This is a genomic window from Novosphingobium sp. DS6-6 (assembly GCF_057784975.1).
Genome location: NZ_JBYNTS010000003.1, coordinates 160,800 through 173,891, shown reverse-complemented (window position 1 = coordinate 173,891; position 13,092 = coordinate 160,800). Strand labels below are relative to the sequence as shown.

12 protein-coding genes are annotated in these 13,092 nt (G+C 62.2%); 2 read left to right on the top strand and 10 right to left on the bottom strand.

The features are described 5' to 3' along the window. Positions 1–11: 11 nt before the first annotated feature. From AC3EDY_RS05000 to AC3EDY_RS04985, 4 genes are all read right to left on the bottom strand, one after another. On the bottom strand, positions 12–2,021 hold the full coding sequence (locus tag AC3EDY_RS05000) for a TonB-dependent receptor (RefSeq protein WP_488571371.1): 2,010 nt from the start codon (positions 2,019–2,021) through the stop codon (positions 12–14). 853 nt (positions 2,022–2,874) lie between these two features. Next, positions 2,875–3,594: a TorF family putative porin gene (locus AC3EDY_RS04995; RefSeq protein WP_488571556.1), complete on the bottom strand. Its 720-nt coding sequence runs from the start codon at positions 3,592–3,594 to the stop codon at positions 2,875–2,877. Between the two features lie 20 nt (positions 3,595–3,614). Continuing rightward, the gene (locus AC3EDY_RS04990; protein ID WP_488571370.1) at positions 3,615–4,058 is read right to left on the bottom strand and encodes a hypothetical protein; all 444 of its coding nucleotides are present in this window, start codon (positions 4,056–4,058) and stop codon (positions 3,615–3,617) included. A 335-nt stretch (positions 4,059–4,393) separates the two neighbouring features. Beyond that, the gene (locus tag AC3EDY_RS04985; protein ID WP_488571369.1) at positions 4,394–4,966 is read right to left on the bottom strand and encodes a TetR/AcrR family transcriptional regulator; all 573 of its coding nucleotides are present in this window, start codon (positions 4,964–4,966) and stop codon (positions 4,394–4,396) included. A gap of 55 nt (positions 4,967–5,021) precedes the next feature. Here AC3EDY_RS04985 and AC3EDY_RS04980 point away from each other — a divergent pair, with 55 nt between their 5' ends. Together AC3EDY_RS04980 and AC3EDY_RS04975 are read left to right on the top strand one after the other, a co-directional pair. Further along, a complete protein-coding gene (locus tag AC3EDY_RS04980) occupies positions 5,022–6,035 on the top strand; it encodes an NAD-dependent epimerase/dehydratase family protein (RefSeq protein WP_488571368.1) in 1,014 nt (337 codons plus the stop codon). 59 nt (positions 6,036–6,094) lie between these two features. Beyond that, positions 6,095–7,009, top strand: coding sequence for an NAD(P)-dependent oxidoreductase (locus AC3EDY_RS04975; protein WP_488571367.1), 915 nt, complete (start codon positions 6,095–6,097; stop codon positions 7,007–7,009). Positions 7,010–7,042: 33 nt separating this feature from the next. Here the strand turns inward: AC3EDY_RS04975 and AC3EDY_RS04970 are convergent, their stop codons facing one another. The 6 genes from AC3EDY_RS04970 to AC3EDY_RS04945 all read right to left on the bottom strand — a co-directional run bounded on the left by AC3EDY_RS04970 (position 7,043) and on the right by AC3EDY_RS04945 (position 13,069). Next, the gene (locus AC3EDY_RS04970) at positions 7,043–7,660 is read right to left on the bottom strand and encodes a response regulator transcription factor (protein WP_488571366.1); all 618 of its coding nucleotides are present in this window, start codon (positions 7,658–7,660) and stop codon (positions 7,043–7,045) included. Positions 7,661–7,961: 301 nt separating this feature from the next. Next, entirely contained in the window at positions 7,962–8,699 is a 738-nt protein-coding gene (locus tag AC3EDY_RS04965; protein WP_488571365.1) for a proteasome-type protease, read from the bottom strand. 107 nt (positions 8,700–8,806) lie between these two features. Further along, entirely contained in the window at positions 8,807–9,622 is an 816-nt protein-coding gene (locus AC3EDY_RS04960) for a transglutaminase family protein (RefSeq protein WP_488571364.1), read from the bottom strand. 19 nt (positions 9,623–9,641) lie between these two features. Then, positions 9,642–10,589 (bottom strand): alpha-E domain-containing protein, encoded by a 948-nt coding sequence (locus tag AC3EDY_RS04955; protein ID WP_488571363.1) that lies wholly within the window; start codon positions 10,587–10,589, stop codon positions 9,642–9,644. Positions 10,590–10,609: 20 nt separating this feature from the next. Continuing rightward, positions 10,610–12,043, bottom strand: a complete 1,434-nt coding sequence (locus tag AC3EDY_RS04950) for a circularly permuted type 2 ATP-grasp protein (RefSeq protein WP_488571362.1) — start codon at positions 12,041–12,043, stop codon at positions 10,610–10,612. Between the two features lie 228 nt (positions 12,044–12,271). Next, the gene (locus tag AC3EDY_RS04945; RefSeq protein ID WP_488571361.1) at positions 12,272–13,069 is read right to left on the bottom strand and encodes an esterase/lipase family protein; all 798 of its coding nucleotides are present in this window, start codon (positions 13,067–13,069) and stop codon (positions 12,272–12,274) included. Between the last annotated feature and the right edge of the window lie 23 nt (positions 13,070–13,092).

Sequence of the window (13,092 nt, the reverse complement as noted above, 5' to 3'; positions counted from 1 at the left end):
TCTCCTGCTTATCAGAATTTCAATGTGCTTATAATACCCCAGCGGGCAATGGGAGCGGGCAAAAGATCTCCGCTGGAATAATCCGCGAAGTATCTCCTATCGAGAATGTTCTTGCCGAACAGGCTAAGGCTCCAGCGACCGCCGATCGATCCCAAGCTCGCCGTAAGGTTGACTATTGCGTAGGGAGAACGGCGACTTTGCGGCGTATTACTGGCAAGCATATAGGTCTCGCCGGTATAGCTCACATCCGAGCTGAAAGTGAAATTAAGCTTGGAGCTTATTTCACGCATATAGTCCATCCTTAGCGATCCAGTGAATAATGGTGCGTAATAAAATCTATTTCCAGCACAGTTATAATTTGGATCATTTGTGCAATTAGGATAATCCAGATATTTTGTCTTGTTATATCCGAATGAGCTGGCAAGCATCAGCCCCTTGAAAACGGCGGCTTGCAGTTCCAGCTCGACGCCGGACGAATAGGCATTTCCGGCATTCGTGATATAGACCGTCTGGAGCAGCGTCGGCGTCACGAAATTCTGGATATGCTTGTAATCTATGTAAAAAACGTTCGCTCCGTAACTCACTCGTCCGTCAAGTATCTTTCCTTTGATACCAAACTCATAGTTGAGCGAGGTTTCCTCACGATAATAGCGAAGCTGGCTTTCCAGATTGGGGGGCAAAGCACCGCCGTTGGGACCACCGGGCTTGAAACCCTGCGCCACGGTTGCGTAGATCGCGTTGTCGTCATCGATGGTATAGCGCAGAGCCGCTTTTCCAGCGATATTGGTTTGGGAATTGGAAAACAGCGTCCGCGGGCGGTCGGTGATGAACGTTTGAAACAGGCCCTGCGTATAATTGGTTTGCGACACATAGAATGTATAAGTGTTATAAGAAAACCGCTCACCCAATATCAATGAGAGCTTTGGCGCGAATTGATACGTCAGCTGTCCGAATATCGCTGCTTCCTGCAAATGCTTGTCGCTGCTGTTGATACCCGATCCGGCAAACAATCCCAGATCTATCAGCACGTCCGACTTGCTTTTTTCGTCATAGGCGAAGGCCCCGACGGTCCATTGCAATGCGCCTCCTCCGCCATTGCCAAGGCGCAATTCCTGGCTGAGCACGCGCTGGTTTTCTCCTTCCTTCGTCAGCCAGGATTCGATTGGCCCGGTATCGACATCGTTGGCCGAAATGCCCGTCCCCTTGCGATACCCGGTAATGCTGGTGAGACTGAGCGGGCCGAAGTTGTGGTCGATCCACAAGGCCACAGAAGTGACCGTCCGATTTCGGTCCCTGGCGGTGTTGTAATCGACACGCAGGGTTTTCAGCGGGTCCGGATCGGTCGGCGTGACCTTGAGGAAGGTAACCGGGGCCGAATCTTCGTTCAGGTGCTCGATCACCAGATTGATGTCGGTGCTGGAATCGGGTCGGTACCGCAGCGCCCCACGTACGGCATGAGACGAGATATAGCCCAGGTCTCTGCCCGCGCCGTCCTGTTTCACGAAGCCGCCATCGTTCGATTTGACGAACGTGATGCGGCCGGACAGCCCATCCACGCCCAGACCGCCATTCGCGGTGGCACGCAGCTTGAAATAGCCGTTCTGGGCGAGTTCCGGCCGGAAGATCAATTCCGGGTCGGACGTCGGCCGCTTGCTGATAATGTTGATCGCGCCCGACACCGTGTTGCGGCCATAAAGTGTCCCCTGCGGGCCACGCAGCACTTCCACCCTGTCGACATCGTAAAGCGATTCGTTGCCGGCCAGACGCCCGCCGGTGTACAGACCATCGACATAAGTGGCCGACGAATTGTCGGAATCAAAGCCGCCGCCGGCCACGCGGATGCCACGGATGACCGTCAGCCCGTTGGACAAGCGGAAATTGGGAATATTCCTGGACAGTTCATCGATATTGCTGATGGAAATGGCGTCGAGATAGTCGCCCTCGAAAGCAGAAACGGCAACTGGAACATCCTGGATTTTTTCCAGCCGCTTTTGCGCGGTCACGATGATGTCACGGATCATATTCCGTTCAGTTTTTTCGTCCGACTGTTCTTGGGACGACGCGTCCTGAGCATGAACAATGACAGGTGAAAGTGCAGAGCAACATAGAATACAACTCACTATTATTTTATCTGTTTTTTTACGTGACATACGTCCCATCCCCTACCCATTTTTGATTTATTTTTTATAGAGGCGAAATTGGATTTCGATTTTCAGGTAGTCAAAGTAAATCCATTAATTATCAGGCTTATTATCTAACGTACGAAATTTGCTGGGCGCGCGCCGGTTCTTTCCCTCCTTATTTATGGAATGTTCGCCAGCGCAGGGCCGGCCAGAGCGCGTGGCCAATGCTCCGGCGGCGCACTCTTCGCGAGGACGGGATCTTCGGTCGCGCTTTGGCGGATACTTCACGAAGCCCGAGCGTTGGTTCACTTGCAACGATTCTGGAACCAACAATCCCCGCGGTGCGGAGACCGGCGGCGGCCTGGGTGGCAGCGGCCCCCATCGGCCTCGCCGGGCACCGGTGATGAAAACCCGACCTCCGATCGCAACGAAAGCAGATGACATGAGCAAAGACCAGCCTCGCAAGGTCGCTATGCAAGCCATGGGAGACGGTGGCCGCCAAGGCGCGCCCGATGGCACGAACACGGCCCCGCCCAATGGCGGACAAAGCAGCGGGGGGCCCTATCCCAATCCTCATACGGGAAAGGACCCGGGCGAGAATCCGCGACCGGACTGGGAAGGAGGGCAGACCGAGGCCGGCTATCACGGGACCGGACAACTCGGGAAACAGGACGTGCAGCCCGGCGGAAATGGCAATTCAGGTGCGAAACGATAACCGCGCAAAGAATGCCCGCGTCAGCAGGTCTGCCAGTCAAAAATCAAGCGATACCCGCGCCGTGATCCGGTCGCGGGCGTGATCCAGGTCGGCAAGGGAGGAAACCGGGGCGACGCTCGAAATATCCGTGCCGGTGTATTCCAGACCGAGCGTAAGGGATCCGGACACCCGCTCCACCCCCAAGGACCAATCGTGATAGCGGCCGGCCGGACGCAACCGGGCCGCCCGGACAGGATCGTCGGTATGCCCGTTCGAGCGGCCTAGGCTCGCCGCTGCCGTATAGCGCGTTCCGGGAATGCCCAGGCGGCCGCGTAGCGAGAGATGGAGATTGCTGCCGCCGATGGCGCGCTGTGCCGGAGCATAGCGCGCCATCGCGGTGATCTGTGCCGGGCCGAACGCATAGCGCGCGCCTGCGCCGCCTTCGACATAGGAAAGCGGCCCCTGCCCACCGGCGAACAGATAGGCTGCAAAGAAGCCATCGAGGCGGACGAGGCCGATTTCGCGCGAATAGCCCAGTGTCGGCTCGACAACCGCATCCGCGCCACCATGGCGGGGGGCTGCCCGCGTTGCCGTGACCCGCACCTCGGCATCGAACCCGGCCGGTAGATCGACGCTTGCCCAAGCCGTTGGGGCGAGTTTCCCCGCGCTCCAGCTGATACCCCGGCGGCGCTCGTCAAGTGCGACTTCGATCCCGCCGTGCGGCACTACCTGGGCGGCTGCCGGCAAGGCCACCGCGCCCGAAAGCGCGGCAGCCACACTCAACCGCAGGGGCACGCCTAACCGCGCGTCCGATCGTGCGCGGCATCAAGTTCGGCCAGCACGGCCGCCTCGTCCCGCGCGGCAACCGCCAGCAGATGATCGCGCACGGCTCCGCTTCTGGCCGCCACTTCCTGCGCGATCGCGTCGCGATGCGTGTCGCACCAGCCCAGACGCGTGCCTTTCAGCGGCGCATCGGCATTGATGTGGCGGGTTGCGACATAGCCGGCGGCATGGCGTGCCTCGCGATGGACATTGACCGACGCTTCCCACGTGCAGCCGAGGGTGCTCTGGCGGCCCGGCGCGCCTACGGCGCCGACCTGGCGGTGGCGGACAGCCACGTCGCTGCGATAGACAACGTCGACGCGCTGGCCGCGATGATCGAGCTGTACCTGATGCGTTTCGGCGGCAAGCGGCGATGCCAGCGCGGCGGCAGCGGCGGCTGCGGCAATGAGCATGGTCATGGCATTTCTCCTGTTGCGATGCCCCGGGCCATCCTGCCCGGTGGCCTGTCCGAGATAGGCGCGCCTCGCCGGACGACAACGCCTGCGGCGCCCCCCGCAACATTACATTACATGCACCCGGCATTACTGTTGGCGCAGGGCTGCGCGTCGCTGAACCATGTCGGCTCAGCGCAATTGGTCGATAAACTGCTTGCGATCGGGGTCTGCATCAATTTGATACATTTGGATTCAACCAGGGGGCCGCGTCGATGGGCAGTATCGCGGCCTCGCCGATGGCGCGGTATCGTTCCGTTTCGGAGATCTCGGGTAAGGTCATGCCTTTGCCTGAGGCGCACTTACCCTGGCAACGCCAATCCGGCGGCCAGCATGCGCGCCAGCCGGCGGACATCGGCAATATAGACGTCCTCCGGCAGGCCGGCGTGCTTGAGCCCGGCAGCGGCATTGACGACCATGCGAGCCGTCTGCGTGCTTTGGGCAGCGCCTGCTTCGGCCAGGCGATTGGCAAGAAGCGCTGCAAAGCGGGCGGCACATTGCGCGTGCATATCCGCTAACTGCACCTCGGCCTCGGCCAGAATCTCGGGCGCGTGCGGTGTTGCGGCCAGAAGGCGGACAAGGGGCAGATCGTGCGCCAGGATGGCGGCTGCCAGACCTTCGGCAACCGGAAGCGCTTGTGGCCATGCCGCTTCGGCAGCGGCAACCGAATCGCCCAGCAATTGGTCGGCAACCGCTCTGAACACTTCCGCCTTGCCGGCAAACAGCGTGTAGAGCAGCGGCCGGGAGCAGCCCGCCGCAGCTGCGATATCGGCCATCGAGGCGCGGCGATAGCCGTACTTGCTGAATGCTTCGAGGGCAGCACGCAGAACGGCGGGCCGGCGCGCGCCTTTGATGGACGCTTCTTCATTTGACATTTCAGACTCCATTTGTCATGATGTATACAGCAATCATGGAAAAGGAAATAGTGACATGTCGCAGGGCAAGGTTCTGGTTACCGGTGCTTCGGGCTATATCGCCGGCTTTGTGATCAAGCACCTCGTGGCCGAAGGATGGACGGTGCGGGGTACGATCCGCAACCTTGCCAAGGCTGAACAGGTTCGCGCCGTGCTTGGCATGCCTGAGCTCGAACTGGTGGCTTGCGACCTTACCTCGGACGATGGCTGGGCAGAGGCCATGGACGGGATCACTTTCGTGCAGCATATCGCGTCACCCTTTCTGGACCGGGAACCGCGCGACGACCAGGAGTTGATCGTACCTGCCCGGGAAGGCGCCTTGCGCGCTCTGCGTTTCGCCAAGGCGGCCGGCGTGAAGCGCGTGGTGATGACGTCGTCCATCGCAGCGATCGCTTATGGCCATCCCGAGCCGCTGCCCGTTTTTACCGAGGCCCACTGGACCAATCCGGCCGATCCCGACAGCTATGCTTATATCCGGTCAAAGTATCATGCCGAAAAGGCGGCGCGGGAATGGATGGCGGAACACGGCGCGCCTATGGAATTCGTCACGGTCAACCCGGCCGCCGTGCTCGGCCCCGTCATGGGTCCGGACTTTTCGACATCGCTGGAAGTGATCAAGAAATTGCTGGACGGGGCGCTGCCGGGTCTGCCGCGCATGGGCTTCGGCATTGTCGATGTTCGCGATGTGGCAGCGATGCATGCGCAGGTGATGACTGCGCCGGGCATGGACGGCGAACGCTTTCTGGCTATCGAGAAATTCATGTGGATGCGCGAGATCGCTCAGGTCCTCAAGCAAGCGCTGGGCCCGCGCGCGAAGCGGGTGCCCCGCCGCGGTCTGCCGGATTGGGTTCTCCGGCTTTCCGCGCTTTTCGACCCCACGGTGCGAATGGTCGTTCCCGAACTGGGAAAACGGCGCGAATGCTCGTCGGACCATGCACGGACGGTTCTGGGCTGGCATCCGCGGTCAGCCGAGGCGACGATCGTCGAGACTGCAAAGAGCCTTTTCGAACAAGGCCTGATCCGCGCCTGAGCGATTAGCCCCACCTGTTCGATATTGTCCTACATTCAGCGATGAGCTATGCCTGTGCGATGACTGATCGCACGTTACACGAGCCCCCTTTCGCACCGGCAACGACAGTGCCCGGCAGAGTGGGTTTTATCGGCCTCGGACGCATGGGCGCGGTCATGGCGGCCCGCCTGATCGATGCCGGGTTCGATCTCGCCATCTGGAACCGGGATGCCACGAAATGCGCGCCTCTTGCCGAAAAGGGTGCAACGATCGCCGTGTCCGCGCAGGCACTGTTCGCCATGGCTGACACGGTGTTCATGATGACCGATGAAGCCGGGACCGGCGCCGTGCTCGCGGCTGCGGAACACGCTGTTGCCGATACGCTTATCGTGCCGCTGGGCACATTTGCGCCCGCTGCGATCGCCCGGCTTTGCCAGACGATCGAAAACGCGGGCGGGCGCTGTCTCGAAGTGCCGGTGCTCGGCACCGTTGCCCCGGCCGCCAATGGGCAGCTCATCGCTCTTGCCGGCGGACACGTGCAGGATCTGGAGACAGTCCGCCCTTATCTGGCGGTGCTTGCCCGGCTTGTGGTCCACACCGGCCCCATCGGCACGGCCGCAACCATGAAGCTGGCGCACAACCTTCTGCTCAGCAACTATTGGGCGGCGCTTGGCGAAACCATCAGCGTTGCTGCGGCCGGCGGGCTCGAACGATCGACCGTGCTCGAAGTGCTGGGCGAAAGCGCTGCCGCCAACGGCGCCTTGCGCATCAAGATCCCGTTGCTTTCCGGGCAACCGGGCCCGGTGGCGTTCGACATTGCCGGCATGGCCCGGGAAATGACGACGATTTGCGCTTTCGCCGAACAACAGGGCCTGACGCTGCCTTTTGCATCCCGAACACGCGATCTGGCGATCGAGGCGACAAACCAGGGAAGCGGCGGCCAGGACGTGGCCATGCTGACATTCGCCGCGCAAGCGCACACTAAGAGCCGCTGAATAGAGTCAAAGTCTGGCTGGAACAGCGGGACGTCAGGCAGCGTCGCCCAATCCGGTTGCCTCGATCCGCAGGCGTACCGCCTCGGCTGCGTGGCGCGCGCCCAGCTTGCCCATCATTTTCATCCGGTGAATTTCCACGGTGCGCGGGCTGATATCGAGATCGCGCGCAATGGCCTTGTTGCTGCACCCCTCGGCAAGGCGATCCAGCACTTCGCGTTCGCGCAGTGACAGGCGGGCAATGCGCTGGCGCGCCTCGGCCGCGCGGGCACGCTGCACGCGATGGGTTTCGGCCTCGTGCGCAGCGCGGGCAATGGCCTCGTTGAGAGGGGCGATCTGGTTGGGAAAGGCCAGGTAATCGAGCGCCCCGGCCTTGATCGCGCGCACCACGGCCCAGGTTTCGGGCGCATCGCCGATGGCGATCACCGGCAGCCAGTGTCCGGCGCGCATCATCGCTCCGATCAGGGCAGGCACGGCCTCGCCCGGCGGGTCGTCATGCGCCAGCAGCAGCCCGGTGCCGGGGGCGTGCGCCAGCAGCTCTTGCGTGTTGCCGTATATCTCGGCGTGATGCCCGGCCGCGAAAGCAAGGCGCGCGAGCTGTGCCCGGCGGGCAGAGTCGCTATCGAGGATGTGGAGTGTGACACGTTCGACCATGGAGACGACGTAATCACCCGCAGGCCCCATCGCGCCATGCGCGAAAGCTTCGTTCTGAACGCTTCCGTTCCGACCTGTGGCGATTACTTGCCCATATTGCTTAGGGATTTCGGCTCCGAAGCGGAGCCGATTAATCATTCGAAGTTCGTCGGAATGTGTCAGATCCTGTCCCATACCGACAATTTGCAGCGGGAAAGTAAGTCAAGTCTTATCAGCGATGCTTGCCGCTTTCTGGCAGAAACCTACGCAAAACAATCAAGTAAATGTGCTAAGTGATTCTACTACGTCGCCTTCCAGAGGCTCAATCGAAGCGGTAATCGGGCAATTGATGGAAGGCGTTACGCAAAGCCTCGCTCCAGCTTGACGAAATCGCATTGAAATAGGGATCGTCGGCACGGATCCGGCGCTGGTGCAGCGGCTCGAACTGATCGCGCGCAATCACCGTGAGGTCGAAGGGCAGGCCTACCGAAAGGTTGGCCGCCACGGTGGAATCGAACGAGACCATCAGGAGCTTGACCGCCTGCTCGAACGCCATGGCCTTGTCATACCCGCGCAGCAGAATCGGGCGGCCATACTTGGTTTCCCCGATCTGGAAGAACGGGGTGTCGAAATTCGCCTCGATAAAGTTGCCTTCGGGATAGATCATGAACAGGCGGGGTTCCATGTCCCTGATCTGTCCGGCCACGATCATCGTGGCGGTAAAGCGCGCGCCTTCGCCCTGCACCGGGCCGGACTGGCGCCTTTCGATCACGTTGCGCAGCAGATTGCCGACGTGCGTGGCAACCTGAAACATGGTCGGTTCTTCCAGAATCGACGGGCGGCGTTCGCTGGGGGCCTTGTTGCGTTCCTCCAGCTGGCTGATGACCGATTGCGTGGTCGCCAGATTGCCCGCCGTCATGATCGTGATGATGCGCTCGCCCGGCACAGACCAGGTGAAGCTTTTGCGGAACACGGAAATGTTATCGACGCCCGAATTGGTGCGGGTGTCGCTCATCAGGACAAGCCCCTTGTCGAGCATCATCCCCACGCAATAGGTCATCGTCCGTCCCCGTCCGGGCGGCCCCTGCCGTGCCCGGTTCCCCTGTTCACACATCCCTGGCCGTTTCCCCAGCCCCCATCCGGGGCGGGGGCGACTCCGCCCGACCCTTATTGTTCCATACGCTGCTGTTCGACGGCAAGGCTGACGTGCATCGCTTCGTCGCGCGCGCCATAGCGGATGCCCGTGATCGGCGCGCAGGCCGCATAATCGCATCCTGTGGCGACATGGACATAGCGCGCATCGGGGCAGATCGCGTTAGCCACATCGAAACCCACCCAGCCCAGGCCCGGAACATGGGCCTGGGCCCAGCCGTGGCTCGCTTCCTGCTCCACCCGGTCGTCCATCAAGAGATAGCCGCTGGCATAGCGGGCGGGTATGCCCGCCAGCCGCGCGGCGGCGATGAACACGTGGGCCTGATCCTGGCACACTCCACGACCCGCCGCGAGCACCTGTTCGGCAGTGGTGGCCACGTCGGTGTGCCCCGCCTCGTAAACGACCGCCGCCCGCACCAGCGCCGAAAGGGCATGCAGGCGGGCAAGTGCGTCTTCCGCCTCAGGCGGCAGTGCATCGACCAGAGCGCGCAGGCGCGGTCCAGGGCGGGTCAACGCGGTCTGCTCGGTAAAGTGCCACAGCGGCAGGCGCCCCTGCTGCCTGCCTATGATGCCCGCACTGTCCGATGTCTCGACCACGCCCTGACTGTGGATCGCCACTTCACGCACGCCCGGCACAAAGGAAATAAGCATGACCCGATTGCCGTTCTCATCGTCGTAAGACACCTCGGGCCTGGCGCCCTCCAGTTCGATCTCCCAGAATTCCGTGTTCTGTCCGCGGCAGGCAAGCGGGGTAAGCCGCAAGCGTTGCAGCCCATGCGTCACCGGGTTGGAAAAGGCATAGCGCGTGGTGTGGGTGATCGCGAGGCGCATGGCTGGCGTTCCCTTTCCTTTATTCGTTAAAGCGGTAATCGCGCTGGATTTGCTGCGCTAGCAAGTTGTTGGCGGCAATGAACTGACCGATCACCTGGTGCAGGCCCTGCTCGAACACGGCATCGATTGTCTGGCTTTTCAACTGCTCATGGGTACGCGCGACAATGGCGTGGGTTTCCAGCCGATCACCGTATTCGGCCGCCAGCCGGTCGAGGTATTCGCGCAACTGGGCATAGCAGAACGCCAGGCTGCGCGGGAAACGCCTGTCGAGCATAAGGAACTCGGCAATGCCGCGCGCCTCCATCCGCCCTGCGTTGAGCCAGCGATAGGCACGATCGCCCGATACCGCGCGCAACACATTGTCCCACTGGACGTTGTCAAGGCTCGAACCGACGTAGGACACCGAAGGCAGCAACACATAGTATTTCACGTCGAGCAGGCGCGCGGTGTTGTCGGCCCGTTCGATGAAACTGCCGGCACGGGCGAAGTAATAGATGTCGTTGCGCAGCATCGTGCCTTCCATTGCCCCGCGCACCAGCGTCGACTGGCGGCGGACCACGTCGAGCACGCCACCCAGGCGCGTTTCGGTCACCGGGCGTGCCAATTCCTGCTTGAGAATCATCCAGCTTTCGTTGACCGCCTCCCACACCTCGCGGGTGATCCCGGTGCGGACCATGCGCGCGTTCTGCCGCGCCTGTTCCACCATGCGCAGCACGTTGCCGGGGTTGTCGCGATCGCGGAGGATGAAATTGATCACGCTGCCGGCCGCATAATCGCTGCCGAACTTGGCCTGATAAGCGCCTTGCAGACCCAGCGTGACGACCACGGAACCCCACTCGTCGCTGGCATCGGCCGCGTCGCGGGTCAGCGCCATGCGAAATCCCGCTTCGACAAGGCGCGCGGTGTTTTCCGCGCGCTCCAGATAGCGGAACAGCCAGAAGATGCCGTTGGCGGAGCGTCCGAGCATTTATCGTTCTTCCTTCCGCCTCAATCTTCCAGCACCCAGCTGTCCTTGGTGCCGCCGCCTTGCGACGAATTGACCACCAATGACCCCTTTTTCAGCGCCACGCGGGTGAGTCCGCCCGGCGTGATGTCGATCCCCTGGGGCGAAACCAGCACGAAGGGCCGCAAATCAACATGCCGGGGGGCAAGGCCCGCTCTGGTAAAAATCGGCACGGTGGACAGCGAAAGGGTGGGCTGGGCGATATAATTCTCGGGATTGGCGCGCAGCTTATCGGCAAACGCCGCGATCTCGCGGCGCGACGACGTCGGGCCGATCAGCATGCCGTACCCGCCGGAGCCGTGCACTTCCTTGACGACCAGCTCGGCCAGATTTTCAAGAACATAGGCAAGCGAATCCGTCTCCGCGCAGCGCCAGGTCGGCACGTTGGCAAGGATCGGTTTTTCGCCGGTATAGAATTCGACGATATCGGGCATGAAGCTGTAGATCGCCTTGTCATCGGCAATGCCCGTGCCCGGGGCGTTGGCAATGGTGATGCCCCCGGCGCGGTACACGTCCATGATCCCCGAAACGCCCAGCACGCTTTCCGGCTTGAACGTGAGCGGATCGAGGTAATCATCGTCGACGCGACGATAAAGCACGTCGATCGCCTGCCAGCCGCGCGTGGTGCGCATGGCGATGCGCCCGTCCTCGACCTTGAGATCGCTGCCTTCCACCAGTTCGGCGCCCATCTGGTCGGCCAGGAACGCATGTTCATAGTAGGCGCTGTTGAACGTGCCGGGGGTAAGCACGGCCACCACCGGCTTGTGCCCACCGGCTGCCGGCGGCGCGCATGCGGCCAGGCTGCGCGCCAGGCGCCGGGGATAATCGGATACGTCGCGCACCCGGACCTTGGTGAACAGTTCCGGAAACATGGCCATCATCGTTTCGCGGTTTTCAAGCATGTAAGATACGCCCGAGGGGGTCCGCGCATTGTCTTCCAGCACCATGAATTCGTCTTCGCCGGTGCGAACGAGATCGATGCCGACGATATGGGTATAGACGCTACCGGGCGGGGTGAAGCCTGCCATCTGCGGCAGAAACGCCTTGTTGCCCCTGAGGACGCGCTCGGGCAGGCGGCCGGCACGAACGATTTCCTGGCGATGATAGAGATCGTGGAGAAACGCGTTGAGCGCGCGGACTCGCTGCTCGATGCCTCTGGACAAGCGGCGCCACTGCGCGGCATCGATAATCCGCGGCACCATGTCGAAGGGAATGAGGCGCTCTTCCGCGTCCTCGTTGCCATAGACGTTGAAAGTGATGCCGGTCTTGCGGAAGAAAGCTTCGGCTTCACCCGATTTCCGTTTCAGCAATTCCGGCGGCTGCTGTTTCAGCCATTCAAAGTAGCCGCTGTAGGCGGAGCGTGTGGCGCCGTCGGCATCAAGCATCTCGTCATAAGACGAGAGCGAGGATTTGGTCATGCAGAACCTCCCGTCCCGTGCATTGCTTGCATACGATGCAGCCGCCTGCAAGCGCCGATGCTGCGCGTGCGAGACAATTGGCTCGCGCGCGGAGGACGCCCTTGCGCGGCGCGCTTTCGCATGGCAGCATCTTTGCCGCTTGGCCGCCCGCCGCTTTTCTCCCGTTGGTTGGCAGAAACGGCTGTCATGCGCCAGGGCCATGATCCCGGCCCGTGCTGGCCTGCCCGATTAATAGCGGCCGACAAGATCCACCAGCGTGCGCGCCACCTGGGGATGGGCGGCAAAGCCCAGGTGAGTGACACGCAAGGCCACCGCCAGGTCGCGCTCGCCCGGCCGCCCGGCCGCGCTGCGCGGCGCCACGATGCCGTCGCGGGCACTCCACAAGGCAATGGTCGGCACCGGCGGCTTGGTCGTCAGGTCTTCGGCCATCGGCGCTTCGTCGACACTGTGCCCCGCCACGATCTGATACGCGCGCCAGGCATTGTTGGCGCGGCGGTCGCCGGAAAAGGGCGTGCCCATGGTGATGACCAGCGCCACATGCTGAGGGCATTGCTTGGCCAGTTGCCGGGCGAACAGCCCGCCCAGGCTCCACCCCACCAGCACCAGCGGCTCGCCCTCGCGCCGGGCCATGGTTTCGATGCGTTCCGCCAGCCGGGCAAAGCGGTCTTCGCTGGAACCGAAATTGAAGCCCAACCCCCAGTCGCTGACGCGATGCCCCGCGTTTTCGAGCGCCGCCGCCAGGGGCCTCATCCGCACCGGATGCGTGCCGAATCCGGGCAGCAGCATGATCGCCCGCGAACGCGGCGCCGGCGGCACGGCCGCCACCAGCTTGGCCCGCGCAGCCTGCCAATGATCGAGCGGCGTCGCCAGTTCACCGAGAAGCCGTTGCCAGGCCGGCCCGCGCACGCCTTCCGGCCGCCGCGCAAAAGCCAGCGCACGCCGCCGCGCCATCGCCGCGCCCAAGGCTTCGAAATGAGCCAAGGCGCCGCGGGGCAGGAAAAAGGAGTTGGGTACGATCTCGTTCATCGGCAGGAGGCTATCCCATGCCC